This window comes from Thermoanaerobacter uzonensis DSM 18761 (genome assembly GCF_900129115.1).
Taxonomy (GTDB): Bacteria; Bacillota; Thermoanaerobacteria; order Thermoanaerobacterales; family Thermoanaerobacteraceae; genus Thermoanaerobacter; species Thermoanaerobacter uzonensis.
This window is the reverse complement of the sequence record NZ_FQUR01000006.1, coordinates 159,105-185,424: the sequence shown is the minus strand read 5'-3', so window position 1 is coordinate 185,424 and position 26,320 is coordinate 159,105. Positions and strand designations below refer to the sequence as shown.

General features: G+C 32.9%; 26 protein-coding genes. 8 read left to right on the top strand and 18 right to left on the bottom strand.

Annotation, left to right across the window (positions count from 1 at the left end):
* Positions 1-94: 94 nt before the first annotated feature.
* On the bottom strand, positions 95-1,183 hold the full coding sequence (gene fbp / locus BUB32_RS00935) for a fructose-1,6-bisphosphate aldolase/phosphatase (protein WP_072966635.1): 1,089 nt from the start codon (positions 1,181-1,183) through the stop codon (positions 95-97).
* Between the two features lie 254 nt (positions 1,184-1,437).
* Here fbp and BUB32_RS00930 point away from each other — a divergent pair, with 254 nt between their 5' ends.
* Positions 1,438-3,573 carry a sodium-translocating pyrophosphatase gene (locus BUB32_RS00930; RefSeq protein ID WP_072966633.1) on the top strand — a complete coding sequence of 712 codons (2,136 nt, stop codon included), beginning with the start codon at positions 1,438-1,440 and terminating at the stop codon, positions 3,571-3,573.
* 25 nt (positions 3,574-3,598) lie between these two features.
* On the opposite strand, the gene BUB32_RS00925 is transcribed toward BUB32_RS00930, so the two are convergent.
* Together BUB32_RS00925 and BUB32_RS00920 are read right to left on the bottom strand one after the other, a co-directional pair.
* A complete protein-coding gene (locus BUB32_RS00925; RefSeq protein ID WP_072966631.1) occupies positions 3,599-3,994 on the bottom strand; it encodes a HEPN domain-containing protein in 396 nt (131 codons plus the stop codon).
* Entirely contained in the window at positions 3,987-4,295 is a 309-nt protein-coding gene (locus tag BUB32_RS00920) for a nucleotidyltransferase domain-containing protein (RefSeq protein ID WP_072966629.1), read from the bottom strand. The genes BUB32_RS00925 and BUB32_RS00920 overlap by 8 nt, the downstream gene beginning before the upstream one ends.
* A gap of 218 nt (positions 4,296-4,513) precedes the next feature.
* Between BUB32_RS00920 and BUB32_RS00915 the strand changes: the two genes are divergently transcribed.
* The gene (locus BUB32_RS00915; RefSeq protein ID WP_072966627.1) at positions 4,514-4,942 is read left to right on the top strand and encodes a PPC domain-containing DNA-binding protein; all 429 of its coding nucleotides are present in this window, start codon (positions 4,514-4,516) and stop codon (positions 4,940-4,942) included.
* Between the two features lie 12 nt (positions 4,943-4,954).
* On the opposite strand, the gene BUB32_RS00910 is transcribed toward BUB32_RS00915, so the two are convergent.
* The 4 genes from BUB32_RS00910 to BUB32_RS00895 all read right to left on the bottom strand — a co-directional run bounded on the left by BUB32_RS00910 (position 4,955) and on the right by BUB32_RS00895 (position 8,608).
* On the bottom strand, positions 4,955-6,022 hold the full coding sequence (locus tag BUB32_RS00910) for an NAD(P)/FAD-dependent oxidoreductase (RefSeq protein WP_072966625.1): 1,068 nt from the start codon (positions 6,020-6,022) through the stop codon (positions 4,955-4,957).
* Positions 6,023-6,024: 2 nt separating this feature from the next.
* The gene (locus BUB32_RS00905; protein ID WP_072966623.1) at positions 6,025-7,125 is read right to left on the bottom strand and encodes an NAD(P)/FAD-dependent oxidoreductase; all 1,101 of its coding nucleotides are present in this window, start codon (positions 7,123-7,125) and stop codon (positions 6,025-6,027) included.
* A gap of 1 nt (position 7,126) precedes the next feature.
* On the bottom strand, positions 7,127-7,585 hold the full coding sequence (locus BUB32_RS00900; RefSeq protein WP_072966621.1) for a ferritin family protein: 459 nt from the start codon (positions 7,583-7,585) through the stop codon (positions 7,127-7,129).
* A gap of 87 nt (positions 7,586-7,672) precedes the next feature.
* Positions 7,673-8,608, bottom strand: a complete 936-nt coding sequence (locus BUB32_RS00895; protein WP_072966619.1) for an L-lactate dehydrogenase — start codon at positions 8,606-8,608, stop codon at positions 7,673-7,675.
* A gap of 151 nt (positions 8,609-8,759) precedes the next feature.
* On the opposite strand from BUB32_RS00895, the gene BUB32_RS00890 reads away from it, so the two are divergent.
* On the top strand, positions 8,760-9,296 hold the full coding sequence (locus BUB32_RS00890) for a hypothetical protein (protein ID WP_072966617.1): 537 nt from the start codon (positions 8,760-8,762) through the stop codon (positions 9,294-9,296).
* 172 nt (positions 9,297-9,468) lie between these two features.
* Complete coding sequence (locus BUB32_RS00885; RefSeq protein ID WP_200773831.1) at positions 9,469-10,215, top strand: DUF881 domain-containing protein; 747 nt, start codon at positions 9,469-9,471, stop codon at positions 10,213-10,215.
* 327 nt (positions 10,216-10,542) lie between these two features.
* Here BUB32_RS00885 and BUB32_RS00875 read toward each other — a convergent pair whose 3' ends face one another.
* The 5 genes from BUB32_RS00875 to galT all read right to left on the bottom strand — a co-directional run bounded on the left by BUB32_RS00875 (position 10,543) and on the right by galT (position 16,060).
* Positions 10,543-11,652: a GNAT family N-acetyltransferase gene (locus BUB32_RS00875; protein ID WP_072966613.1), complete on the bottom strand. Its 1,110-nt coding sequence runs from the start codon at positions 11,650-11,652 to the stop codon at positions 10,543-10,545.
* Positions 11,625-12,245 (bottom strand): DedA family protein, encoded by a 621-nt coding sequence (locus BUB32_RS00870; protein ID WP_072966611.1) that lies wholly within the window; start codon positions 12,243-12,245, stop codon positions 11,625-11,627. The genes BUB32_RS00875 and BUB32_RS00870 overlap by 28 nt, the downstream gene beginning before the upstream one ends.
* Before the next feature lie 82 nt (positions 12,246-12,327).
* Positions 12,328-13,494, bottom strand: coding sequence for a glycogen synthase (glgA, locus tag BUB32_RS00865; protein ID WP_072966609.1), 1,167 nt, complete (start codon positions 13,492-13,494; stop codon positions 12,328-12,330).
* Positions 13,487-15,064 (bottom strand): hypothetical protein, encoded by a 1,578-nt coding sequence (locus tag BUB32_RS00860; protein WP_072966607.1) that lies wholly within the window; start codon positions 15,062-15,064, stop codon positions 13,487-13,489. The genes glgA and BUB32_RS00860 overlap by 8 nt, the downstream gene beginning before the upstream one ends.
* A gap of 24 nt (positions 15,065-15,088) precedes the next feature.
* Positions 15,089-16,060, bottom strand: coding sequence for a galactose-1-phosphate uridylyltransferase (gene galT / locus BUB32_RS00855; RefSeq protein ID WP_072966605.1), 972 nt, complete (start codon positions 16,058-16,060; stop codon positions 15,089-15,091).
* 323 nt (positions 16,061-16,383) lie between these two features.
* Here galT and BUB32_RS00850 point away from each other — a divergent pair, with 323 nt between their 5' ends.
* Genes BUB32_RS00850 through BUB32_RS00840 form a run of 3 tightly spaced genes read left to right on the top strand, consistent with a single transcriptional unit; the run spans position 16,384 to position 17,685 of the window.
* Positions 16,384-16,560 carry a MarR family transcriptional regulator gene (locus BUB32_RS00850; RefSeq protein ID WP_072966603.1) on the top strand — a complete coding sequence of 59 codons (177 nt, stop codon included), beginning with the start codon at positions 16,384-16,386 and terminating at the stop codon, positions 16,558-16,560.
* 17 nt (positions 16,561-16,577) lie between these two features.
* Positions 16,578-17,021 (top strand): Fur family transcriptional regulator, encoded by a 444-nt coding sequence (locus BUB32_RS00845; protein ID WP_072966601.1) that lies wholly within the window; start codon positions 16,578-16,580, stop codon positions 17,019-17,021.
* 1 nt (position 17,022) lies between these two features.
* Positions 17,023-17,685 carry a peroxiredoxin gene (locus BUB32_RS00840; RefSeq protein ID WP_072966599.1) on the top strand — a complete coding sequence of 221 codons (663 nt, stop codon included), beginning with the start codon at positions 17,023-17,025 and terminating at the stop codon, positions 17,683-17,685.
* 43 nt (positions 17,686-17,728) lie between these two features.
* Here BUB32_RS00840 and BUB32_RS00835 read toward each other — a convergent pair whose 3' ends face one another.
* The gene (locus BUB32_RS00835) at positions 17,729-18,913 is read right to left on the bottom strand and encodes a MalY/PatB family protein (protein ID WP_072966894.1); all 1,185 of its coding nucleotides are present in this window, start codon (positions 18,911-18,913) and stop codon (positions 17,729-17,731) included.
* Positions 18,914-19,122: 209 nt separating this feature from the next.
* Between BUB32_RS00835 and ltaE the strand changes: the two genes are divergently transcribed.
* Positions 19,123-20,160: a low-specificity L-threonine aldolase gene (ltaE, locus tag BUB32_RS00830; RefSeq protein WP_072966597.1), complete on the top strand. Its 1,038-nt coding sequence runs from the start codon at positions 19,123-19,125 to the stop codon at positions 20,158-20,160.
* 10 nt (positions 20,161-20,170) lie between these two features.
* Here ltaE and BUB32_RS00825 read toward each other — a convergent pair whose 3' ends face one another.
* The 5 genes from BUB32_RS00825 to BUB32_RS00805 form a co-directional block, all read right to left on the bottom strand.
* The gene (locus BUB32_RS00825) at positions 20,171-20,602 is read right to left on the bottom strand and encodes a type II toxin-antitoxin system VapC family toxin (protein WP_042834179.1); all 432 of its coding nucleotides are present in this window, start codon (positions 20,600-20,602) and stop codon (positions 20,171-20,173) included.
* Positions 20,602-20,850, bottom strand: coding sequence for a hypothetical protein (locus BUB32_RS00820; RefSeq protein WP_042834180.1), 249 nt, complete (start codon positions 20,848-20,850; stop codon positions 20,602-20,604). The genes BUB32_RS00825 and BUB32_RS00820 overlap by 1 nt, the downstream gene beginning before the upstream one ends.
* Positions 20,851-20,963: 113 nt before the next feature.
* Positions 20,964-24,497: an AAA family ATPase gene (locus BUB32_RS00815; RefSeq protein WP_072966595.1), complete on the bottom strand. Its 3,534-nt coding sequence runs from the start codon at positions 24,495-24,497 to the stop codon at positions 20,964-20,966.
* Positions 24,478-25,695 (bottom strand): exonuclease SbcCD subunit D, encoded by a 1,218-nt coding sequence (locus BUB32_RS00810; protein WP_072966593.1) that lies wholly within the window; start codon positions 25,693-25,695, stop codon positions 24,478-24,480. Before BUB32_RS00810 ends, BUB32_RS00815 begins: the two co-directional genes overlap by 20 nt.
* A 97-nt stretch (positions 25,696-25,792) precedes the next feature.
* Complete coding sequence (locus BUB32_RS00805) at positions 25,793-26,221, bottom strand: NUDIX domain-containing protein (protein WP_072966591.1); 429 nt, start codon at positions 26,219-26,221, stop codon at positions 25,793-25,795.
* Between the last annotated feature and the right edge of the window lie 99 nt (positions 26,222-26,320).

Sequence of the window (26,320 nt, the reverse complement as noted above, 5' to 3'; positions counted from 1 at the left end):
TCACATAAAAATTGTCCAATCTTTTATATTTATTCGATAAACTTTTCAAAAGTCCTTTCATGAAAAAATGTAAAAATGAGGCGCAATTTGCACCTCATTCTTCCTTCCATCTCCCTTGAAGTTTTTCAACAACATGAGGTAGGGTAGTGTATTCCAATTCCTCTAAAGGCAACCTGTGAGGCTCAAAGGGTCCCATCTTCCTTATATAATCGGCCATTTCTAACGCTTTTTCCCTTGCATTGTCAAAAGCAACATCTTTAAAGAAGTCCTGTGGGCCAATAAGCTTACCCTCTGCTAATTGAAAGCCAAGTGCGCATACTCTTGGAGGCCCATCAAATCTGGTAGGCACAGCATCTTCCAATGAAACAGGTATCATAGGGCCATTATGAGACCCCCTCATCCAACCAGTAACAAGATAGGAATTAGCAAAAGGTTCCAACGCTTCACCTATTGCTGGAAGACCATTCTGGCATCTCACAATAAGTACAGGGTCATCCTTTCCTATATACTTTCCAGCCATAAAATTCATTCTTTGAGTAGAAGACACTGCTGCAATTTCATTGTTTTTTGTATACACTTTTCGTATAGAGTGTCGTCCTGTCGCTCCAATAAAGACCAGCATATCATAAATATCTTCTGGAGTTTCAAATATTATTTTTTTATGCCCAATCATATCATAAACTTCAAATTTAAATCCTTGGTGCATATTAGGGTCAATTACAAGTCCTACTGTATTAAAAGGATCTGCAAACATCTTGTAAAGGGGTAAATTCCATGCTCCTGGCTCTGTTTTATCAGCCATAAAAATTATGACAGGCTCACTTTTTCTTTCTTCAAATTCCATCTCTGCAACTCCCGGTCCTAACCCTTTTATATTACCTGAAAATGAATCTTTCAGCAAATCTTGTCCTGCACCGTACAATTTAAGTTCTTTAGCTTTCTCACTACATATCCAAAATACGTCCCATGCAAGTTTATGAACTTTCTCGCTATCTACTCCTTCTCTATGGGTCATTATAAGTTCAATGTCATCTCCTACTCTAGTCACATGAAAGTCAATGAGCATTTTTCCTTTTTCTTTTAAATGTTTCTTAGCAATCTCAAGAAGTTCAGGATGTACATCTGTATGCCCTACAAAACCACCAACATCCGCTTTAATCACAGTTAAAGTTATTTTTGACAAATTAATTCCTCCTTTTTTTGGATTAGTATAATATATTTTATTAATAATGTTATACTACTTATGCTTATATTTTAAATTATTATATATATTTTTTCAATAGCATGTCTTATTTGTTTGCGATTTTTGTACTTTCAATTAATTTCAGTTATATCGTTTAAATTAGAAACATTTCAAAAATAATTGAAGGAATTTTTAAAAGTTTGTCGAAATAGTAATGAATAGTGGTAAAAATACAAAGAAAGGGATGATACAAATTGGGTTCCTATCTTGTTTTAATTTACGGGGTTATAATTATTGCAGCCCTCGTTATAATTGGCTTAGTTAAATTTATATTTGCACAAGATAAAGGCAATGAAAAAATGCAACAAATTTCAGACGCTATAAAAGAAGGAGCTATGGCTTTTTTAAACAGACAATATAAAACAATTGCATTTTTAGCATTAATTGTAGCTGTAATAATTATTGTAGCTAATTATTATGGACATTTATCTGAAGGAACAAGTACTGCGTTAAGTTTTGCATGGCATGTAGGACTCGCCTTTATTACAGGTGCCTTTTGTTCAGCTCTGTCGGGTTACATTGGAATGTATATGGCAGTAAATTCGAATGTAAGAGCTGCGGCTGGTGCAAAATCTGGCCTTAACAGGGCTCTGCAAATTGCTTTAAAAGGAGGAGCTGTGACAGGTCTGGCCGTAACCGCCTTGTCACTCTTTGGAGTTGCTACCTTGTTTTTGGCATATGGTGGTTTGTCAGGTCAAGAAAACTTGATAAAAGAAGCTCCCTCTCTAATCGTCGGTTTTGGTTTTGGTGCTTCTTTCGTAGCATTATTTGCCCAGCTAGGCGGTGGTATATATACCAAAGCTGCTGATGTAGGGGCCGACCTTGTGGGTAAAGTAGAAGCGGGAATTCCAGAAGATGACCCAAGAAATCCCGCAGTTATAGCTGACCTTGTGGGAGATAATGTAGGAGACTGTGCAGGAAGAGGAGCTGACCTCTTCGAATCAACTGCTGCTGAAAATATTGGCGCTATGATATTAGGAGTAGGTCTTTATCCCGTTTTTGGTTGGAAAGGAATACTATTTCCATTAGTAGCCCGTGCAATAGGTATAATTGCCTCTATCATAGGTATTTTTTTCGTCAATACAAAAGATGAATCAAAAGACCCAATGATAGCTTTAAATAAAGGTTACTTTGTCACTACAGTTGTAAATTTAATCGCTCTTTTCTTTGCAGTAAAAATAATGCTTTCTGGACATTTGCCTGATGGCAGTGAAGTTAATTATTGGTTACTGTATGGTGCAGTAGTAACAGGTGTTGCACTAAGTTACATCTTTGTATTCTTGACAGACTATTATACTTCTGTAAATAAACGTCCTGTACAGGAAATTGCCAAAGCTTCCACAACAGGAGCTGCTACAAACATAATTACAGGTATTTCTGTGGGTATGGAATCTACTGCCCTTCCAGTTATATTTATATCTGCAGCAATATTTATAGCATATAAACTTGGTGAATTAGCACTTCCTCATATAGGGACTTCTGGACTTTACGGCACAGCTATTGCAACAATGGGCATGCTGTCAACAACAGCTTATATACTTGCAATGGATACATTTGGACCTATTACTGACAATGCTGGTGGAATTACTGAAATGTCAGGAGCACCAGAGTCAGTAAGACATGTGACAGACAGGTTAGACGCTTGTGGAAACACTACCAAAGCTTTGACAAAAGGATACGCAGTAGGTTCAGCCGCTCTTGCAACTTTCTTGCTTTTCTCTGCATATTTGGACGAAGTCAAAAAGATACTGGGTAAACCTATTGATTCTTGGTTTGCTGTAGATATAGGAAAACCCGAAGTTTTCATAGGAGCATTTATAGGAGCAATGATTGTATATCTGTTTAGTTCAACTGCAATAAGAGCTGTTGGTAGAGCTGCACAATATGTTATTCTGGAAGTTAGGAGACAGTTTAGGGAAATTCCCGGCATAATGGAAGGTACAACAAAGCCAGACTATGCTAAAACAGTAGATATTGTAACTAAAGGCGCTTTAAAAGAAATGGTAATTCCAGGACTTATCGTAGTAGTAACACCGATATTAGTAGGCGTAATCCTTGGTAAGGAAGCTGCAGCAGCTTTCTTAATGATAGGTACTATTTCAGGTGTAATACTGGCTTTATTCTTAAACAACGGCGGCGGTGCGTGGGATAACGCAAAGAAATTTATAGAACTTGGCAATTACGGTGGTAAAAAGTCTGAAGCTCATAAAGCTGGAGTTGTAGGAGACACTGTAGGTGATCCATTTAAAGATACAGCCGGTCCTTCACTGCACGTTCTCATAAAGCTCATAAGCACAATAACCCTTGTCTTTGTGGCTTTATTTAGATGATAAAAAAGGCGGGAAAACCGCCTTTTTAGTTCTTTTCTTGTACTAATTTATCTATAAAATTCATAATTTCTTCTGTTATTCTCATGCATTCCAAAACCTCTTCTTTCTCCACATAAAGAGGTTCTTCAGCAGGATATCTTGTTTCAATGTAATATGAGTTTACTAATGCACAATCCTTAAGAAAATTTTTGAAATTCTCATTATATTTTTGTGCTTCTTTACAAAGTTTTACCAAACTATGTCCTTCATTAATTACACCCGTTTTTGATATTAAATAACCCTTTAAATATTTTTCTATAGCTTGTTGACAGTGAAAGCATATAAGATAATAATCGCCACCATGTTCATACAAAATTTTTGCACCATTAAAATCTTTCTTAGCCATATTAAACCAGTCTTCAATTTTTTTAGAATCAACCAAGCAAACTCACTCCTTTTGATTTAATTAAATAAGCGAAAGTTGAAGGGTCATTTTTGTACTTTTTCCATTCTTCCGGAGTGTAAACTATTATATCTATGTCAACGGTGTAATCAAGTTCTATGAGCATTTGCTGAATGAGTTTTCTTTTATTATCCGTAGCAATAATCACACATATATCTATGTCACTTCTTTTAGTTATTATACCTCTCGCACATGAACCAAAAAGGTATATATCCTCTGGCTTATATTTTTGAATTATCTGATTTTTTATGCTTTGTATTTCTTTTTCATAAGGTCCCATACATCTTTCTCCTTACAAGTTTTAATTTCTATGCCTTAACTTACCTTACCAATCTTTCCTTCTTAATAATTAATTATACTATTCTGAAGTTCATATTACAACTTTTTGTAACAACCGGTCATGGGCCAAAATTTTGTACTATGCAAATGCCATGCTGAAACAAGTTTTTTGTGATATAATTATATTGTAAAAAATGAAAATTAGAAGGATGTGGTTTTATGGGGTATAAAAGTGTATTAATTGAAAGAAGGTTCATGGGAAGATTTCCATATGGTAAAGACCTTTTAGAAGAAATTAATAAAGTCATCGCCAGTGAAAATATACGTTCTGGTGAAATACGCATAATAGGTGCTGTATCAAAAGCAGTATTTGGCTACTACGATGCACAAAGCAAAAACTACATCTACATATCAAAAGACGAGCACATGGAAATACTAAATGCTACAGGAAATATTTCAGTAAAAGATGGCAAGCCCTTTGCTCATGTCCACATAACATTAGCAGATAAAAACGGAAACGCTTTTGGCGGTCATTTAATGGAAGGGACAATAATATTTGCTGCAGAATTCGTAATAACAGATTACGGCGACAATAATTTGGAAAGAGTTTACGATGAAACAACAGGACTTCAATTGTGGAATATTTAAGGCCCAGTTTAATTACTGGGTCCTATTTGTTATTTTCATAAGAAAATGTAAATATTTTATCACATCTAAATTAGTTTTGTACATCACTCTTTTAACTATAGGATTCCCAATCACTTTTACTATTCTATCATAGTCTTCATTTTTTATCCTATCCATCATCTTCCTAAAATCTACAAGTTTATCAACTCTATCTGTTATTTTTTTTACTTTTTTCTCATAATCTTCACCATGTTTTATTGATTCTCCCGCATAGACTGCGCTCTCCACTGCGTTTAAAAGTCCAAATCCTAAAAAAGGGTCTAAAAATCCACCTGCATTTCCTATTAGATACATATTGTCTATTTGATGTCTATCTGTTATACTGATGTCCAATTGCGTTTCAAAAGTTTCTATCATCTCATAATTTAATTTTTCTTGATACAAAAATGTATGCCACATATTTTCAATCTCTTCTTTTTGCGTATAAGTAGCCACAAGAATTATTGAGGCTTTATTTTTACTAAGAGGTACAAGATATCCAAAGCCTGACCTTGCATATAGAGTGTTAAGCCATAAATACACAGTATGAGGCTCAAAATCTCCTAATGCAATTCCTCCTTTAATCCTTGAAGAAACTACATTTTTAACTTCGGTAAGTTGCTTTGCTATCATGCTGCTGCCTGTAGCAACTACCACATAATCATAAGATTTGGCTAATTCCCTATAATCCGCATTAACATTAAAATTTATCTTTGCATTTATTCTTTTTGCTAATTGGTTTTCTATGCTTTCCTGTTCTTGACCTTTTTTTACAATATATCCAAGTTTTTTACCTTCAATGAAAGCTTCCCTCTTTGGAGATTTGATAACTATCTTTTTTACTTCAGTCAAAGGCTCAACTAAAATTCCAAACTCTTTAGCTATAAACTTAAAAGGATCCTTACAAGGTCTATGCACAATCTGCAATAACAATTCTCCGTAAGAATACAGGCTTCCAATTGTATGTTTTCTTTCGTAAATGTCGCAAGGTATACCTAATTTCTCAAGAGTATATGCACAACATAGGCCTGCTACTCCTGCTCCAATTATTGCCACTCTCATTTTTATACCTTCTTTCTATGTTCATAAGGTTTATTGTTCATTTTATTTATTGTATATTTCATAAAAATAGAGCCATATTTTATAGCATTGAAATTAGTATTGTAAATAAGTTTTTTCACAGGAGGAAATGTAAGAATTTTTATAAACTTATCCAACTTATCATTGTCCATAAGGTCTAAAGCTTTTCTAAATTCTAACATCTTTATATTTGCCTCAGATAAAAAGCTTATTTCTTTTTTAAAATCGACTCCTTCAGCTATACTTTTTGCTGCTATAGCTCCACTTACAATAGAGTTAAAAGTCCCAAAACCTAAAAAAGGCTCTATAGCTCCTCCTGCATTCCCAACAAAAATCAGATTTTCATATTGATGTGGAAAACAATTACCCGAAGTATGCTCTAAATCCACCATATTTACAATATCCACATGCATCTTTTCTACCTTTAAAAATGTATCCCAATAATATTGCAACTCTTCTTTTGAAATATAAGGCAATACCATAGCTAAGACCGCTCTTCTTTCATTATAAGGCATGAGATATACATAACCGCTTTTAGTGTAAAGAGTGTTTATCCACATTAAAAGAGTTTTCGGGTCAAAATTCCCTAAAACATTTGCTACCCTCACCCAGGTCGTCACCAGCTCTTGCCAGCAACCCAATTCTTTTGGAATTTGCGAACTTCCCGTAGCAATAATGACATAATCGTAATCATTTTTTAACTTCTTATAATCAGCTTCTATATTGAAATTAACTGGTATTTCTAACTTATTATACAATTGATTTTCAAGAGAGTTTGCGTCCTGTCCCCTTAAAATCATATACCCAAGATTACTTCCCGTAACAGAAGCCGTTACAGTTGGTCCCTTCATTACTATTTTGTCAATTGTGTCAATTGGTTTAACTTCTATTCCATAAACATTTTTAAGATGATGAAGCGGATCCTTTATAGGCCTATTTATTACTTTCAATAATCCGGCAACATGGTTAAATAATTCGCCTATTTTGCACTTTTTTTCAAAAATATCTGGTGTGATGCCATACCTTTGAAAAGTAATTGCCGCAGTCAGTCCTGAAACTCCAGCCCCGATAATGGCCACTTTCATGTTAACTCATCTCCGGTGTATTTAAAATTGTGTTATTTGGAATAGAAGGTTTCGATTCCAGATTTTCAATTTCTATTTGAAGAATAGAAATAAATCTCATAACATCATCCCTCATTTGAGTAAACAACTGCCTAACGTAAGGATTAGTAATATTCACAACAGTTTCATTATAGAAGGCTTGAATATTAACTAAATTTTTTAATAAATCTTGAAGCATGTCTAAAGGTTCTTGAGACGTATTTTTTTTGACAAGAGAACTAATATGCATAGCCTTTTGTGCCTTTTGTATGTCTTCTTTATGATTTTTTATCATTATTTCAATTTGCTTTAGCAATGCTTTTTTTTGATTGTCCACTGATTGTTTCCCATATTCTCTTACTTTATCCAACAGTATCTTTTCTAAATTTTGTGCTTCAACAAAGGAACTTAAAATGATTTCCTGCTGAGTTATTTTCTGCACAACTATCACACCCTAAAAAAAATTATTATCTAATTATATATTTTCACGCTGTAACTTTTTATATACAACAAAAGAGGGTTTCCCCTCTTATATATCAAGCTCTTGTATTACACTTTTTATAATTTCGGCTGACCTTCTAAAAGCAGCAATTTCTTCCTGTGAAAGTGGTAATTCAAGTATATTCACGATTCCATTTCGTCCAACAACGGAGGGAAGACTCAAAGCCACATCTGTAACACCATATTGGCCGGTTAGCGGAGATGACACAGTTAAAATGGAATTTTCGTCTCTGAAAATGGCTTCTACGATTCTTCTTACTGCGAGAGCAACCGCATAATATGTCGCACCCTTTTTTTCTATTATCGTATAGGCCGCTTTTACAACATTATTAAAAATCTCCTCTCTAAAATCTTTTTCACATGCTTTTCCACATAAATTGCAATAATTATCAATTGGTATACCTGCTATGTTCGTAATGCTCCAAGCTGCAAGCTCAGAATCACCATGTTCCCCAATTATATATCCGTGTATATTTCTCGGATCTATGTTACAATGTTTGCTTAAAAGATATCTAAATCTCGCACTGTCGAGAACTGTGCCAGACCCCAGCACTCTTCCGTATGGCAAACCAGATATTTTATAAGTAACATATGTAAGAATATCTACAGGATTTGTAACTATAAGATATATTGCTGTGTCATTTACTTTTATAAGTTTTGCTACAATGTCTTTAAAAATCATCGTATTTCTCTTCACTAAGTCAAGTCTGGTTTCTCCCGGCTTTTGTGCTGCTCCTGCTGTAATAATTATTATGTCAGAACCTGCAGCATCACCATAATCTCCCGCATACACTTCAACTGGACTAATAAATGGTACCCCGTGGCTTATATCAAGAGCATCACCTTCCGCTTTGTCTTTATTAATATCTATTAATACAATAGTTTTGGCAATCCCACTCAAAGCCAGTGTGTATGCAGTAGTAGCACCGACAAATCCAGAGCCTATTACAGATATTTTGCTCATAATATCTTCTCCTTTTTAATATTAATTATCTGTTAATAAAAGTCTATCAAATTTCAAAAAATAGTCAAGTCTATTTTTCCCTCTAATAATTTAATGTATTCAACGTTTAAAATAAGTTCTCTGTGGAATATTAAGAAAGAGGTGATATTTTATGGGAGATATACAAGAAATAAAATCTTTAATGGAAGAACTTATAAAAAGCGAAAAAGATAAAGAAATAGCAAGTAAAAAAATGCAAGAGGTGCTTGTAAAATCCATTTCAGAAATAAAAAACATACTTTTGGTAATAAAAAAATACATAGGAGTCGAAAATATAAAACTTAGAAGTTATAGCGGTAAAACCTTTGAAATAGGAGAAGGTATAATAATTTACGATAAAAGCATAGATGAAAAAATAGTTTTAAAACCCGACAACATTTTTTATCACTATAAAATAGAAGGGGAGGAATTAATCGCAGTTCCAATCTCCGACCTTGAAATACATAATTACATCACTTATGATGCGCTTTTTGAAACCGTAAAAAGCTCTCTTAAAAAATGTATACAAAAAAACGAAGAAGATATACGCATATACAAAAGCACCATGTTTAAAATAGATAAATACAATAAAGAATTAGAGGAAATATTATTTCTTAAAAACTCCATAGAAAACGCAATAAAAGAGGACTCTCCTGAAACTCTGATATAAAAAGTATCAGAGTTTTTTGTAACCTTTTTGTAATAAAAACTTAATAATTTCTTAATAAATTTTAATATTTTCCGTGTTATAGTATTTATAGAGTGTTACAGTTGTTTATAGAAATGTATATAAGGTGAAACTAAAAGAAAGATGAATGCGTCTTTTTATATAGAGAAAGGATGTGGAGAAATTGAAAGGAAAAACATTGCAAACTTTATCTTTGATGCTTGTATTTATTGCAATGGGTCTCATGATTTCTATGCAATTTAAAACTGTACAAGGCGGTAATAGACCTCCTACCTCTATTTCAGCTACAAATTATGCAAGATTAGAAGAACTTACTCAGCAACTCAAAAAAGCTCAAGAAGAAAAGGATAATCTAGAACAGCAATTAGAAGAGCTCACTAAAAGATTTAAAGAGTACGAAGATGCTGCATCAAAAGATGATGCCGCTTTAAAAAATCTACAGCAGGATGTTGAAAAATATAAAATTTTATCAGGCCTTACAGATATGATAGGCCCGGGAGTTATAGTAACGGTAAATGATAGCGAATTACAGCCTCGAGACGGTGAAGACCCTAATTTGTACTTAGTCCATGATGAAGATTTATTAAGTATTGTAAATGAATTGAGAGCGGGTGGAGCTGAAGCAATAGCTATAAATGACCAAAGAATAATTGCAACATCTGAAATACGATGTGTAGGCCCCACAATAAACATAAACTCCACGAGGTACGCTCCTCCTTACGTAATAAAAGCAATAGGAGACCCTGACACATTACAAGCAGCCCTTAATTTAAAAGGCGGAATAGTAGATACTTTAAGATTTTATGGTATCAAAGTAGATATACAAACTTCTGATAAAATAGTAGTGCCTAAATACAGTGACCCTATTAAATTCTTTTACGCTAAACCTGTGACTCCTTAAACCCTCTTACCTACTTAATATATTAAAAACAGGTTTTATTCACTAAACCTGTCTCAGACTGTAGACAAACTTTCGTAAAGGAGATATTTTGCAATCGGTGCGACTTGTGACAAAGCGTCAACAAAACTTAACAAGACCGAGGGTTGGAGGCAGGGCTGTAGCCACGGATGGCGGAGGCGGGCACTAAGACAAGGATGTCGAATGTGCCCGGTACCCTGCCGGAACCCGAAGGTCGAGTTTAGTTTTGTCGCTTTGGAACATCGGAGTGACGATGCAAAATATCTCCTTTGAATATTTTTCAACTTTGTCAATAAATTGAGACAGGTTTTATTCACTAAACCTGTCTTTAATTTTTCTAATAATTTTGTTTTCCGCAATTATGTAGTAGCAAAAAAATTTACCTGCCATTGTGGGCCTTGCCGCCACAAATCGTATATTTCGCTTTTTTAAAGAAGTCCAGTTTTTTTTGTACTTTTCATCTCCTCTTAAAAAATCAAATATTCTATCTCCTTCTTCAATAGATTGCTTTATAGCAAGACCTAAAATTATAGTACCAACACTTCTTTTGCTATAATCCAAATCATAACCGCTTATATAATAATACCTTTTATCCCCTACATGATAACTTAAAAGACTAGCAACGGTTTTTCCCCCGTCTTTTAATTCAAAAAGACTCAATTCTCCTTTTAATAGCATGTCTTTTGCCACATCTTTGTGGAACTCCCTTATTCTCTTAGAATAAAAAGCACCAGGCATATGCTTTTGCCTCCATTGTCTTTGATGAAGAACTATTAAATTATCCATTGCTTTATCTATTGATTCTATATCCTTCACCATTGAAAAACTTCCGTCGTATTCCTTAAAAAATCTTCTCGTTTCATAATTGAGATTTCGTCTAAATTTTCCGTCTAAGCTGTTTAAATATTCTTCCCAACTTTGAGGTAACTCCACATATGGACATATATCTTGCACATCATAATCATAATAAAGGTCACTCCCCATTAGGTAGGGAAAAAACTCACTCTTTTCAGGAATATGTTCCAAATCCAAAACTGTAAAAGCATCTATATATCTTTCTAAAAAATTCACTAAACTCATATAAAATTGATTTTCATAACCTTTTCTCACAATAAAATCAAGATAATCGCTGTTATTAGAACCTATAAACTTTATCCTTCTTGCCAAAAGTCCATTTTCAAAATATGTCATCATAAAAGGTGCAATGCCAATAGGTGTATTTCCTTCATAAAAGAGCAGTATCCACAGTCTTTTACCATAGCCAAAATATTTCCACCAGTTTAATACCCATTCAAAAGTATTAAAAGGATAAATTTCCGCCACATCCTCTAACTCATGCCATATATCCTCTATATCTAAAAGGTCAGAAACACTTGTTATCTTTTCAATAGTTACGTTAAATACTTTTCTTTCATCCAAAGGACTACCCTCCAAACTACATACAAAAATATCATGAAACCTACTGTAGAAGCAAAATATACCCAAGGTGGTTGACTTTTCGCAAAAAAGTCTATTCTAATCAATTGCATAGCAGCAAGATAAGATACTCCTGCCCAAAAAGTAGACCATATAAAATCAGCAATAGCAGAAAATATCACATACACAGTAAAATTCATACGGGTTATACCTGAAGCCCAAATAGCCGGGGTCCGCGGAAGTCCTATTAACCTACCTAATAAAACCGTAAATCCTCCATATTTAGCAAACCATTTATCCATAGCTTCAAGGTCTTTTACTGTTATTTTTAAATATTTACCGTATTTTTCAACAACAGGCCTACCTTTATAATAGCCTACCAAATAAGCTATTACATTTCCTGTTACATTTCCTAATGCAGCGATGAGTATAGCATAAAAAAGATTCATATCCCCTTTTGTAACTAAATACGCAGCAGCAAAAAATAATATTTCCACTGGTCCCGGCATTCCAGTTCCTTCAATCATAAGCCCTATAAAAAGCGCTATATATCCATAATTTATTATCGCATTATAAAGAAAAGATTGTCCTTCCATCGTCACACCATCCATTATTTTTTAAGTTTATTATAACACAAAAAAACAAAGCAGGGCAATTGTCACCCCTGCCTTAGTGCATTTATTTTTTATATTTCTCTATTACATCCTTGTACATCTCATAAGTCTTTTTAGCAATGCTTTCCCAACTAAACATCTCTTCAACACGTTTTCTCCCATTTTCTCCAAATTTTATAGCTAAATCTTTGTTATTTAAAAGTATGTTTATATATTTTGCTAATTCTTGAGGATTGCCTGGTTCTACAAGGAATCCTGTCTCTTCATGAACTACAACCTCTTTAATTCCTCCTGTAGCACTTGCCACAACAGGAGTTTTACAAGCCATTGCTTCTAAGTTTATTATGCCAAAAGGTTCATAAACAGAAGGACATACAAAAACTTCCGCATTGCTGTATAACTCTATAATTTCTTCTTTTCCCACCATTTTGTTTATCCAAATAATATTGTCGTAAAGTTTAACCTTTTGCTCTACTTCTTCTAAAACCTCTTGTGTATCTGGAGAGCTAGCACATAGTACAACCTTTATATCCTTAGGTAGATACTTTACTGCATCTATTAAATGAGTAATGCCCTTTTGCCTTGATATTCTTCCTACAAAGAGAATGTATTTACCCTCAATTCCATATTCTTTGCGAGCAATATTTCTATCTGTTTTTTGGTATTGGTTTAAATCTATGCCGTTATATATAACTTCAACTTTTTCCTCTGGAATATTGTAATACTTCAATATATCTTCTTTCGAACCTTGTGATACTGCTATAACCCTATCGGCGGCTTCAATCCCTGTTCTTTCCATCCAAGAACTTAATTTATATCCATTGCCTAACTGTTCCTCTTTCCATGGCCTTAAAGGCTCAAGGCTGTGAACTGTAACTACAAGGGGTTTATCATACAATTTTTTAGCTAAAAAACCCGCCATGAAAGTATACCAGGTATGGCAGTGCAAAATATCTGAGTTTATATCATCCTTCACCATTGCCAAATCAATGGAAAAAGGCCCTAAAATTTTCTGATATCTTGGATCTGAATTTTCCTTTAACTTATCCCACTCTTTATATCCACGGACTTTTAGATTATCAGCCGTATAATTTTGGTCACCAAAGCATCTCACGTCTACTTCCATCAGTTTAGACAATTCCTTGACAAGATAATCTACATGAACGCCAGCTCCACCGTAAATATTAGGAGGGTATTCATTTGTAAACATCGTAACTTTTAACTTATCCATAATTTACCTCCGATCCGTGTTTTTCTAATTTTAAATCCTCAATACATCCTAAAATGCCTTTTAAAGGTATTCTAAACCAAGAAGGTCTATTATTTACCTCATAAATTCCCTCAAAAAGAGCTTTGTCTAATTTAAAAATAGCTAAAGCCTTATCGAAATTTTCACCCTCTGGTATAATGTCTGGTGCTTCCCTTACCACCAATTCCAAATAGTTCTCTACAAAAGTCTCCGTGACAGCTTTTTCCCACACTGACAGCACTTTTTCTACTTTTTCATCCTGCAACTTACCTTTTGCATTAAGATAATTAAAATAAGCAGCATAAGCAGCATAACTAAAAGAACGTACCATGCCTGCCACATCTTTCAAGGGAGATATTTTTTTTCTCCTCACCTCAATAGGTTTTGTCGGTTCCCCTTCAAAATCTATTATCACATATCCCTCTTCGGTCTTTAAAATTTGCTCTAAGTGTAGGTCTCCATGGCATCTTATATATTTGCCAAAAACAGCAGTATCTTTAAATTCTTCTAATTTGCTCATTAAAAACTCTTGTTGCTTTATAATCTCTTCTATCATTGAAGTTATTTGTTCATCAAAAGTAGACAATTTTACAAAATTTAAAAGTTTAGCGAAATTATTTTTTATGCTCTTCAACACTTCTTCAACATCTGATATTTCCACATTCCTTTTAGCAAAATCTTCTTTATCAATATAAGACAATTTAATATGCATATCGGCAATTATCCTTGCTATCTCCCTTACCTCTTCAAGGTAATTGCTCAAGTATCCTTCTACGTAACTTTCTTCAATTTCATCATAATCTGATAAAGTAGAAATTACAGAAGACAAATACTCTTGCGTATATTGCCACATGTCTCCCCTATTTTTAATGTGTTCCACTATTATAGCAACAGTATACCTTTCTTTGTTCCTATCTTCATATAAAAAATAACCTCTTATATCTTGAACATTTCCAAAACCTGCATTTTTAAGTTCAAAAGTCATTTCAAGGTCAGGATTAATTCCTTTTACAAATTTTCTATAAGTCTTTATTATTTCATCTTTTTGCAAAAACGTTAAACTATTACTTGACTTATTGCTCAACCTTCTTGAACTGTATATATCGTCTTTTTTAAGATTATAAGGAATTAATTGGGCACCAGACTCAAATTTTATAACTGTTTCTTCACTTAACACTTTATTTAAAAACTTAACATAATTTATATCGTCAATTCCATCATATATAAAAACTTTTAAATTTGGACTCTCGATAATATCTATTAAATCATTATTCCTAAAATAAGGAGTTATAATTAAAGGCACATAATAAAGCAAAGTAATCTCCTTATTACTCGTTGGAGCTTTCACCACAAAAGCTATAATAGCTGCAATTATAATCTCCGCTTCCTTTTTAGACAACGTTGCATAATCAAATAAAAATATGTCTAAAATATTATAAGCCTTCTCCTGAAACCATCTAAACTTTTTAAAATTATCTTTATCTATATTTTTAATTATATCTTTCATTTTTGTAGGTATATTTTCAAAGTTGAAGGTCTCACCAATATACATTTGACCACTTCTTTCAATAGAATCTCAATCTATTTTTAAAACTGATGCCGTCAATTCTGGTGGCACAGGATTTATATAAACTCCCGTCCCTAACTCGAAACCCGCTGCCACAGTAAGCCTTGGAGCAATTTCAATATGCCAATGGTAATTTCTTATATCAGAAATTGGTAATGTGTGAATCACAATATTATATGGCGGAAAGTTAAATTCTCTCTCGTACTTTTCTATAAGATTCTTTAAAATTTCGGTTAAATTTTCAATATTTTCTTCTTTTAACTCTTCAAATCGCTCCTGATGCTCTTTTGGTATTATCCATGACTCATAAGGATATTGAGATGCATAAGGAGCAATAACAATGAAATTCTCATTTTCACCTATTATCCTTTTACCTTCTTCTTTTTCATATTTGATAATTTCACAATAAGGACATTTGCCTTGCTTCTTAATATATTCTTGTGTACCTGTTACCTCTTTCTCTACTACATCTGGAACAAAAGAAACAGCTATAATCTGCCAGTGCCCGTGTTCTAAGGAAGCTCCTCCTCTTGCTCCAAAATTTTTGAACACCTGAATGTATTTTATTTTATCGTCTTGAGCAATTTTTTTATAACGCTCAATTATTGCCTTAAAAACTTTTTGCATTTGCCCTAAAGATAAACTTCCAAAAGTTACATCGTGTTCTGGTGACTCTACTATCACTTCTGCTACACCATAGCCATATTCCGCTTTATAAAGGGATGGCACCTCAAAACTTTTTAAATCTCTATTCACAGCTGCAAATTTATTTTCAAAACCTCTCACTAACCAATTCCCTTTTTCATCTTTAATTTCAACTAAAGTAGGAGGAGTCATCTCTTCATTTCCGGGGCAAAAAGGACAATTATTATTATTTTTCTTTTCCCCATGAGTTATGTTAAAATCATGAGGTCTTTTACTTCGCTCTGTAGCTATAACTACCATTCTACCAGTTATAAGGTCATATCTTATTTCGGACATTTTATAAGACCTCTCCTATTCTTTTTAGTAAATGCAATCGGATGCATCATACATTAAAAAAAGAATTTGATTAATTTTGAAAATTAATCAAATCGGGGAGAAATGTCAAGAACTTTTATGCAACCGAATGCATTCTATTATTATAATATACTTTTCCTTTAAAATTGTCAATGTTTTTTTGAAGATTACTGCTTCATTTTTTAATAATTTCTCCTGATGAAGGAAAAAATAAAACAAAAAATTGTTGACAAAAATAAAAATTGATATTATAATAAAATTGTACTTAATACAAAATTGAACTTGATACAAAAGAGGTGGGATAAATGGAAGTAAAAGAATTAGTACTAAAAACTTTAAAAGAATCCTCTGAGCCTCTAAGACCAGGAGATATTGCACAAAAAGCTAATTTAGACAAAAAAGAAGTAGATAAAATCATAAAAGAGCTAAAAAAAGAGGATTTAATAATATCTCCTAAAAGATGCTATTATACAGCAAAATAATTGTGAGAAAGAAGTAAATGAAAATGACTTATACAATCGTGGAGTTAAGAGATTATTTAAAACGACATGACATAAAGCCCTCTACTATAAGGATAAAGGTATTAGAGTATTTATTGAACAATAGAATACATCCCACAGCTGATGACATCTATCAATCTCTAATAAACGATATCCCTACCCTTTCAAAGACAAGTGTTTACAACACACTAGAATTGTTTATGAAAAAAGGTGTTGTAAATGCCTTGTCCTTGAAGGAAAAAGAACTGCGATATGATATAAACACTTACTTTCACGGGCATTTTAGGTGTGAGATATGTGGAAATGTTTATGATTTTCCAGTATCGGAAAAAATTATAGCTGTAGAAGAATTAAAAGGCTTTGTAATTAGAAATGTTGACATAAATGTCTACGGCATATGTAAAAAATGCAATGAAAAAATAAAAAATAAGGAGGAAAAGTAAAATGGAAGAAATTAGAATGAAATTATTAGGAGAAAAATTTCCATCAATGGAGGTAATGACAACTCACGGAGTGAAGAGACTCCCTGAAGACTATGCAGGAAAATGGTTTGTGCTTTTTAGCCATCCAGCAGATTTTACGCCAGTTTGCACAACAGAATTTGTAGAATTCGCAAGGAAAGCCAATGACTTTAAAGAATTAAACACTGAATTAATAGGTCTATCAGTTGACCAAGTTTTCTCCCACATAAAATGGGTAGAGTGGATAAAGGACAACACAAACATAGCTATTCCTTTCCCAGTTATAGCTGATGACTTAGGAAAAGTCTCTAATCAATTAGGAATGATTCATCCAGGCAAAGGTACCAATACTGTAAGAGCAGTATTTATAGTAGACGACAAAGGAACAATAAGACTTATAATGTATTATCCACAAGAAGTTGGAAGAAATGTAGATGAAATATTAAGAGCATTAAAAGCATTGCAAACAGCAGACCAATACGGCGTGGCACTCCCTGAAAAATGGCCAAATAACTACTTAATTAAAGACCATGTAATAGTCCCACCATCCACTGATGAAGCTTCTGCAAATGAAAGAAAAGAAAAGATTAAATCAAAAGAAATTGATGCTTTTGACTGGTGGTTTGTACACAAGCCTTTGAAATAAAGTCACTCATAAAATATCCCTTTTTTTCGACAAAGCGGGTCTTTTAATAGGCCCGCTTTAAGCTTTTTACTGCTTTTTCTATTCTTTTTAAACCTTCTTCTAACGTAGCCTTTGGACAACCTACATTAAGCCTAAAAAATCCATCTCCTTCTTCTCCGTATTGCCTTCCATCATTTAATGCTACTTTACCTACTTCTATTAAAGCTTTGTATATCTCATCAGAAGTTTTATTTAATTTTTTAAAATTAAGCCAAAGTAAGTACGTGCCTTCTGGTCTATCTACTTCCACCTCAGGTATATTCTTATGGATATAATCTATAGCAAAATCTACATTATATTCAATATATTTTAGTAACTCCTCCAACCATTCTTCCCCTTTATTGTATGCCGTCTCTAATCCCAAAGCTCCAAAAATAGTTATATTATCTATTCTTAAGGCCTTAATAGCCTTTTGATATTTATTTCTTAAATCTGGATTTGGAATGATGGCAAATGCTGTAGCAAGTCCCGGAATATTAAAAGTTTTGCTGGGAGCCATAAGAGTTATAGTCCTTTGTTCTAATTCTTTGGAAATTGTCGCAAGAGGTGTATGTTTATAACCTTTTAGAATAAAATCACTGTGTATCTCATCGCATACAATTGTTAAATCATTTTTGACACATATATGTCCTAATATTTCAAGTTCTTCTTTTGTCCACGCCCTTCCGACAGGATTATGAGGATTACAAAGTATCATTAATTTTGTTTCTTCATCTATTTTCTTTTCCAAATCTTCATAATCCATAACAAACTTTTTCCCATTATGTTTTAAAGGATTTTTATTTATAACTCTGTTATTATTGTTGATAACTTCATAAAATGGTGGATATACTGGCGGCTGTATTAAAACTTTTTCTCCTTCATTTGTCAATTCTCTAACTCCAATACTAAGCCCTGGAATCACTCCAGGAATAAATAAAATCCATTCTTTTTTTATATCCCAATTAAACCTTCTTTTGACCCAATTTATAATCGCATCGTAAAAAGAATCTTGTATCCATGTATATCCAAATACTCCATGTTGGACTCTTTCCTTAAATGCTTCTATAACTTCAATAGGGGCTTTAAAATCCATATCCGCAACCCACATTGGCAAAAGGTCTTCCTCACCAAAAGTCTGTTTTAAATTCCCCCATTTAATTGAATCTGTATTTCTCCTATCTACTATTTCATCAAAATTGTATTTCATATCAACTCTCCCACCTTTTAATTTAATGTCTACCATACATATATATTTTATCATGTTAAACGTTTTATTCCTATACTAAATTTCTTTGTTTAAAATATTTTGATACCATACTATAAATAAGAGTAAATTATTAAAAATTTCAGGTATTATATGGTATAATAAGAACAAAAGAAGTTTTTATGAATCATATTGGCGAGAGGGGATTACAAATGCAATATATTGATTTAAGAAGTGACACTGTAACAGTACCCACTGATGAAATGAGGGAAGCCATGTACAAGGCTGAAGTAGGTGATGACGTCTACGGCGAAGACCCTACTGTAAGAAAACTTGAAGAAATGGCAGCAGAGATGCTGGGAAAAGAAGCAGCATTACTTGTAACAAGCGGAACTCAAGGTAATCAAGTATCAGTAATGACACATACTCATCCCGGAGAAGAAATCATTGTTGAAGAAAACTGTCATATAATAACCTATGAAGTTGGAGGAATAGGTTATCTCTCAGGTGTTCAAACAAAAGCCCTTAAAAGTAATAAAGGCGTATTAAATCCTGAAGATGTTGAAAATGCTATAAGACCAAAAGACATACACTATCCTGTTACAAGCCTTATATGCCTCGAAAACACTCACAATAGAGCTGGAGGCACTGTAACCCCAATTGAAATCATGAAGGAAATTTACGAAATAGCTAAAAATCACAATATACCCGTTCATTTAGATGGAGCAAGAATATTCAATGCTGCTACTTATCTTAAAGTAGATGTAAGAGAAATAGCCAAATACGCCGACAGTGTAATGTTTTGTCTCTCCAAAGGCTTATGCGCCCCTATTGGGTCGGTAGTCGTCGGCACAAAAGATTTCATTGAAAAAGCAAGAAAATACCGCAAAATGTTAGGTGGTGGAATGAGACAAGCAGGTTTTATTGCAGCTGCTGGCATTGTAGCCCTTGAAAAAATGACAAAAAGGCTACAGGAAGACCATGATAATGCAAGATTTTTAGCAGAAGGACTAAAAGATATACCGGGAATAAATCTCGACTTAGAAACAGTGCAGACTAATATTGTAATGACAGACATTTCAGGCACAGGAATGACAGGTAAGGAACTATCCTTAAAACTAAAAGAGTACGGAATTTTAATAAACGGCGGAAATGATTTTGCAGTAAGATTTGTAACTCATTATTACATAAGTAAAAAAGATATTGAAAAAACTCTCGATGCAATTGAGAAAATTGCAAGACAGTTATAAAAAAGCATAATTATAATAATTCATCCAAAGTTATTACTTCTATTTCATTAACTACCTTTAATCTTAAGTCATTAGTTACAAAAAAATCAGCTTTTTCTATAATACCTGATGCTATATATATGGCATCGGGTGTTTTTAATTTATGTTTAGCCCTTAATTCGGCTGCTATTATTGCAACATTTTTATCAACATCCTTTATTTTTAAATTAGGAAAAGTAGCAAGAAAAACACGGTACATATCTGCTAATAATTGATTTTTTTCTTGTAATGGTTTAGATAATATTTCCGTATAAATTAATGACGAAGTAACTCCAAATGATTGACCCTTCTGAATTTTTTCAAAAATTATTTTTGCAGGAGGAAAATATATCTGACTTTTTTCCATTAAATAAATAAAAAGATTAACATCTAAAGCTAGATATTTGTTATTTAACCTCTCCATTATCTATCCCATTCATCTCTGATTTTTTTAATATATTCTGTTCCCCCTGCTTCTTTCCACATATCTGCACCCAAGCCAGCTAATGCGTCAACATAAGAAGTTGGACGTTTCATAATTATCAATTCACCTTTTATTTCATCATAATCCCAAATTAAATCATCACCTAATCTTTCAATTATTAATTTTATAGTATCAAGAGGAATTATAATCTTATTAATTTTTTGTATATCTGAAATTGATTTAGCCATACAATTACACCACCATTTAATTAGTTTTCTACTTTATATTTTATCATATAATTTACATTAATAACATGAAAACATAATAAAAATACAAAATTAGAGAAGGTTGCCCCTTCTCTCTATGTATATTCTATTCTCACCTTACTCCCTTCTCCAGAAGCGGCAGGCGGTGTAACAATCAGTTTTACAGGTACTCTGTCTTTTAATTCATCTACATGGCTTATTATGCCCACTACCATTTTGTCTTTTTTGAGCCTTTCTAAAGAGGTCATCACTATATCCAAAAGTTCCGCGTCAAGACTTCCAAAACCTTCATCTAAGAAAAAGAATTCTAAAGGGGCTCTTCCCTTTAATTGTATATGAGAAGAAAGAGCCAAAGCTAAAGAAAGGGATGTCAAAAAAGTTTCACCGCCAGATAAAGTATCTACAGACCTCCTTACTCCGCCATTGAAGTCATCTCTCATTACGAAATTATTTTCTGAATCAATCTCTAATGCATACCTACCTCTACTTATTTCTTTAAGTCTTTTTGAAGCAGTAAAAGTTATATATTTTAGCTGTCTTGCGGCAATAAAATCTACAAATTTATTCCCCTGAAAAAGATTGTCCAATTCATTTAATATATCCACTACACGCTCTAATTCCTTTTTCTGCTTTGTAAATTCTTCTACTTTTTGCAAATTCTCTTGCATATCTGAAATAGCCTTTTCTGTAGCGCCTATTTCCTTCCTTTTTTCGTTTAAGACCTGTTCCAACCCTTTAATGCTTTCTTCTAATTGATTCCATTCTTCTTCATTAATTTTATGCCCTTGCAGTATCTCCATCAGTCTGTCTATACTTTTGTTTACAGATACATATTCATTTTCAAAATTCTTAATTTCTTCCTCAATTTTTTTAATATTTTCACTGTCTAATAAATACTCCAAAGCCTCTTTTTTATCCTTAAATCCCTTTTCTAATAGAGCATTTTCTAATTTTTCACTTTGTTCCCTAAACATATTATTTAAAAGGTCCCGACTCTTACAAGCAGATATCTTTTTACTCTCTATATTTTGTTTATCCTTTCTTGCCTTTTCTAAAGTTTCTTTTAAAACACTCTCCATTTTTGTAATTTTTTCTTTATTATACTGAATCTCTTTTAAATATTCTTCTATGTCTTTTCCTTCTGATAAAGAATCAAACTCCTGCTGCCTCTCCCGAAGGTTTTTACTTTTTTCCTTACCTATTTCCTCTATCTGGCCTTTCCTTATTGAAAGAGCATTGAGATTGTTTGAAAGGGTTTCCTTTTTATTTGTCAATTCTTCAATCGTATTTTTAAAATTCTCTATTTCATTCCTCAGCCCCTCTATTTCCCTCTCTTTTTGATTTATTTCCTCCACTTTTTCTTTAAAATCTGAAATCCCCAATTCTTCCCTTGATATTCTTAACTGACCTTCTAATTCACTGTAAGTTATACTAATAGCCTCAAAAGAAGACTCAAACTCTTTCAAAAGGCTAATATCTTTATTTATACCTTCTTTTAATCTTGTATGTTCTAAATCTAAACTTGCTTTTTCCTCCTTTAATTTTTTAATTAAGGTCTCTAATTCTTCCTTACTCTTATTCCATTTTTCTAATTTTTCTTTCCCCTGTATAAATAAAGACTCCATCTTATTTAATTCTTCTTCTAACTTTAAAAGGTTAATGTCTTTTAATATATCCCACAGTTTATCATATTCTTTTTTATACATCTCTTCTTTGACTTCTATTCCTGATAATTCACCTTTTAATTTAAAAAGCTTACTTTGATAGTCTGTTATATCCTTTTCTAAGTTTGCCTTTATTTCCTGCTTTTCTTTTATTAAGTCTTCCTCTACCTTTTGTGCCAATCTTACATGATGAATCGAACCACAGACAGGACAGGGAACACCTTCTTTTAATCCCTCTGCCAGTTCACCTGCCATGTTGTTTTTTACAAGTTCCTCTATATCTTTTTTTACTTCTTCCAAACTATTATTTTTATTTTTTAATTTCTCTTCAAGCTCTTTTATCTCATCATTTATTTCTTCTTTTATTTTTAAAATTTCTTTTAAATTATTTTCCGCCTCATTTTTTAACTTTTCTTTTTCTTTCAATTCTAAAATTTCTACTCTTTTTCTTTCTAAACTTTTTTGCAGATTAAGAAGGTCTTCATTTGTGGGAGGCTTTTGCATTTCAAGGTTTTTTATATTATTGTCAACCTCTTGTATTTCTTTTTCTTTTCGCTTCAATAAATTATCTATTTTTTCAATATCTTTCTGCTGCTTACCTATTAGCTCTTTTAATTCTAAAATTCTTTTCTCCTTTTCTTTTTTCTCTTTATCTTTTCTTTCAAACTCTTTCTGAATCTCAAAAGCAGCAAAAATTTTTTCCCTTTTATTCGAATCAACTTTAATTTCATTAATTCTTTTTTCCTTCTCCCTTAAGCTTTTTTTTGCTATATCTATAGAATCGGACAGGGCTTTTATTTCTCTTTCTATTTCATCTATCTGCTTTTTTAAATCTTTATACTCCTTTACAAGTTTCTCCCTTTCACTATTAATCTTTTTTATCTCATCTCTCAGTTTAAAAGCCCTTTTAAGCCTTTCTTCCTTTTCAATTATGAGAGGAATTTTTTCTTCCTTTTCTTTTAATGAAGCCTCATATTCTTTTTCTACCTTCTCAAGTAATTCTAAAGCCTCTTCCAACTCTTTAGAATACTTTTCCACATCCTTTTGATTTAAAATGAGTTTTTTCTCTGTCTCTACTAAAGAGTCTATATACGGTTTTACTGATAATGCCTTTTCCGCTTTTTTTAACTTTTCCTTTTTATCTTCTATTTCTTTTAACTTACGATCTAAGAGTTCCTTCTTCTGCAAAAATTGATTTAACTCCTGCTGTTTTTCCCATATCCCTTTAAGTTTTTCCCTTTCTTTATCTAATTTATCCTTTTGTTCTTTTAAAGTTTTCTCTTCTTCTTTTAAAATCTCAAACTTTTTCTTTAAATCTTCCAATGCTTCTTTAGTAACACCTTCGTGCTGACTTAATTTCGCATTTACCTCATTCAATAAATTACTTTTTTCTCTCTTTACATCTCTTATTCTAACAAGTAATTTGCTTCCATACTTTTCTAAGCCAAAAATCCTCTCTAACATGTCCCTTCTTTCTTTGCCTGTTAGCTTTAAAAATTCACTAAATTTCCCTTGTGGCAGCACTACAGAACGAGTAAAATCCTCTGCTGTGAGTCCAATTAAATCCACTATTTTTTGCTGAACTTCCCTATCTTTTTCTGCCAAAACTCTTTCTCCACTTTCCCCTATTTCCCGCAGTCTTGCTAATGTAGTTTTATAACCGCCACTTTTTGCGTCCCTTTTTACATTTCTCTCAACTATATACCTTTTTCTTGCCCCATCAACACCTATTTCAAACTGGTATGTCAAAGACATAGATGTAGATTGAGTATTTATAAAATCCTTGCTATTTCTGGGAATTTTCCCGTACATTGAAAGAGTAATTGCATCTATAACAGTGGATTTTCCACTTCCTGTGGGACCAAATATGCCAAAAAGTCCTTTTTCTGTTAGGACTTCAAAATCAATAATTTGTTCTTCTACAAAACTATTAAGCCCAGCAATTTTAAGCTTCAGAGGTCTCATCTTCCTCATCCTCTTCCTTTACTATACTCATAAAAAGTTCTAAAATCTCCTCTGTTGGAGGAACTTTGTTTTCCTTTAAATAAAATTCTTCAAAAAGTTCCTTTACACTTTTATCATCTATCTCATAGTCTTCAATTTCCATCTCATCCTCTGGCAAAATTGGCTTTATTTCAACTATATCCGGTAATATGCTCTTCATTTCTTTTATCTTTGAAGAAGGCAGGAAAGACTCAGTTTTAATCTCGAAATATGCCCATATATCTTTATCCCTGTATTCATTGCAAATCTCTAAAGCCTCCTCTATACTATTACACCTAAACACTTCAATAGGCTTGTAATTTTTAAAATATATTTCCTTCACAGTCACAGGTTCTCCCACCTTTAAATCTACTAAATAAGCACATTTAGAATGGTTCATTTCACTTTTGCTATACTGAAGTGGGGAACCAGAATAATAAGCAGGAAGAGTAGAAGAAATTCTCTGAGGTTTGTGAAGGTGTCCGAGAGCTATGTACTGCGCCTTTTGTGGCAGGTAAGAAATTTCTACTGTAAAACTTCCTCCTAACTGAATAGGCCTTTCTGAACCTGACTCCTCTCCTCCTGCAACAAAAATATGAGATACCGCAATGTTTATAGTATCTTCTCTGTATTTTTTCGAAAGGTCATTAAAAATTTCACCAACTCTTTCAGAGTAACTTTTTTGCCTTTTCTCTTCCTCCAATTCTTGAGTAAAAATTTCATTTAGCCTTTTTTCACTGGGATAAGGAAGAGCTATAATTACAGCTTTTTCACCTTTTATCTCAATTTCTAAAAAACCTTCTCCCGAATCTAAAATTTTAAACTTTCCAAAATCTCCTTTAGGAGCAATACTTTTAAGAGTACCTAAAAGTATCACTCCGTGCTCATAAGCAAGAGGGCTTGCAGCAGAAAGCCTTTCAGGATTGTCATGATTCCCTGCTATAACCAAAATCACTCTTTCCCCGTTGGAAAGTTTTTTTAAAGTTGTGTAAAAAAGCATTTCCGCCCTTGCAGGAGGGTTTGAAGAATCGTATATATCCCCGGCAATTATGACCAGGTCTACATTATTTTCCTCCACCATCTGCACAAAATCCTCTAAAAATTTCTCCTGTTCAGCAAGCCTCGAAAAATTTTCAAGACTTTTTCCCAAATGCCAGTCTGAAGTATGTAAAATCCTCATTTTATCACCCTTAATATTTTATCTCTCACTCAAAAACAATAAACAACTGTTACAAGCTTATTATATAATAAAGCTTATACAATTACCTCATTCATCTTTACTTAAACACTTTTGTTAAAAGAATGTTTCGTATATCAGTGTGAAGCGTTTCATATCTTGGATTATTGAGATCTTCTTTGGTTATCCAAGCATACTCGGAATGTTCATCATTCAGTTTGAGCGAAGAAATATCATCGTTTTTAGGCTTAACAAGATACGTAAACACAACTCGGTATATATCTTCATCTCCACTTTTACTTTTTAAATTCCTAACTGATAGCTCTTCCAACAATTCCACATCCAAATTGATTTCCTCTTTTGCTTCTCGATACAAACCTTGAACTGGAATTTCATCATATTTTATTTTTCCTGCGGGAACATTCCAGACATTCGGAGCAACCTTGCAATGTTCTGCGCGTTTGGTCAAAAGAACCTTTCCCTCATGCAACAAAATGATTTCAACAGAAATTCGATAATTAGGATACATAAGAACTCCTCCCTCTTTATTTACCTGATTATTATATTGGAGAATACATGCTTGCAACATGTTCGCTCCAAAAAAATTGAATTCAGTATAGGTAAGGAA

What these genes read in the sequence shown, in the direction of transcription:
- BUB32_RS00920 (WP_072966629.1), bottom strand. Translation starts at nt 4,295, where the DNA reads ATGGGACCTTATGAAAAAGAAATACAAAGCATAAAAAATCAGATAATT.
- BUB32_RS00860 (WP_072966607.1), bottom strand. Translation starts at nt 15,064, where the DNA reads ATGTATATTGGTGAGACCTTCAACTTTGAAAATATACCTACAAAAATG.
- BUB32_RS00895 (WP_072966619.1), bottom strand. Translation starts at nt 8,608, where the DNA reads ATGAGCAAAATATCTGTAATAGGCTCTGGATTTGTCGGTGCTACTACT.
- BUB32_RS00825 (WP_042834179.1), bottom strand. Translation starts at nt 20,602, where the DNA reads ATGGAGAGGTTAAATAACAAATATCTAGCTTTAGATGTTAATCTTTTT.
- BUB32_RS00915 (WP_072966627.1), top strand. Translation starts at nt 4,514, where the DNA reads ATGGGGTATAAAAGTGTATTAATTGAAAGAAGGTTCATGGGAAGATTT.
- BUB32_RS00815 (WP_072966595.1), bottom strand. Translation starts at nt 24,497, where the DNA reads ATGAGACCTCTGAAGCTTAAAATTGCTGGGCTTAATAGTTTTGTAGAA.
- BUB32_RS00840 (WP_072966599.1), top strand. Translation starts at nt 17,023, where the DNA reads ATGGAAGAAATTAGAATGAAATTATTAGGAGAAAAATTTCCATCAATG.
- BUB32_RS00820 (WP_042834180.1), bottom strand. Translation starts at nt 20,850, where the DNA reads ATGGCTAAATCAATTTCAGATATACAAAAAATTAATAAGATTATAATT.
- glgA (WP_072966609.1), bottom strand. Translation starts at nt 13,494, where the DNA reads ATGGATAAGTTAAAAGTTACGATGTTTACAAATGAATACCCTCCTAAT.
- BUB32_RS00810 (WP_072966593.1), bottom strand. Translation starts at nt 25,695, where the DNA reads ATGAGGATTTTACATACTTCAGACTGGCATTTGGGAAAAAGTCTTGAA.
- BUB32_RS00905 (WP_072966623.1), bottom strand. Translation starts at nt 7,125, where the DNA reads ATGAAAGTGGCCATTATCGGGGCTGGAGTTTCAGGACTGACTGCGGCA.
- BUB32_RS00845 (WP_072966601.1), top strand. Translation starts at nt 16,578, where the DNA reads ATGAAAATGACTTATACAATCGTGGAGTTAAGAGATTATTTAAAACGA.
- galT (WP_072966605.1), bottom strand. Translation starts at nt 16,060, where the DNA reads ATGTCCGAAATAAGATATGACCTTATAACTGGTAGAATGGTAGTTATA.
- BUB32_RS00870 (WP_072966611.1), bottom strand. Translation starts at nt 12,245, where the DNA reads ATGGAAGGACAATCTTTTCTTTATAATGCGATAATAAATTATGGATAT.
- ltaE (WP_072966597.1), top strand. Translation starts at nt 19,123, where the DNA reads ATGCAATATATTGATTTAAGAAGTGACACTGTAACAGTACCCACTGAT.
- BUB32_RS00835 (WP_072966894.1), bottom strand. Translation starts at nt 18,913, where the DNA reads ATGAAATACAATTTTGATGAAATAGTAGATAGGAGAAATACAGATTCA.
- BUB32_RS00850 (WP_072966603.1), top strand. Translation starts at nt 16,384, where the DNA reads ATGGAAGTAAAAGAATTAGTACTAAAAACTTTAAAAGAATCCTCTGAG.
- BUB32_RS00910 (WP_072966625.1), bottom strand. Translation starts at nt 6,022, where the DNA reads ATGAGAGTGGCAATAATTGGAGCAGGAGTAGCAGGCCTATGTTGTGCA.
- BUB32_RS00805 (WP_072966591.1), bottom strand. Translation starts at nt 26,221, where the DNA reads ATGTATCCTAATTATCGAATTTCTGTTGAAATCATTTTGTTGCATGAG.
- BUB32_RS00890 (WP_072966617.1), top strand. Translation starts at nt 8,760, where the DNA reads ATGGGAGATATACAAGAAATAAAATCTTTAATGGAAGAACTTATAAAA.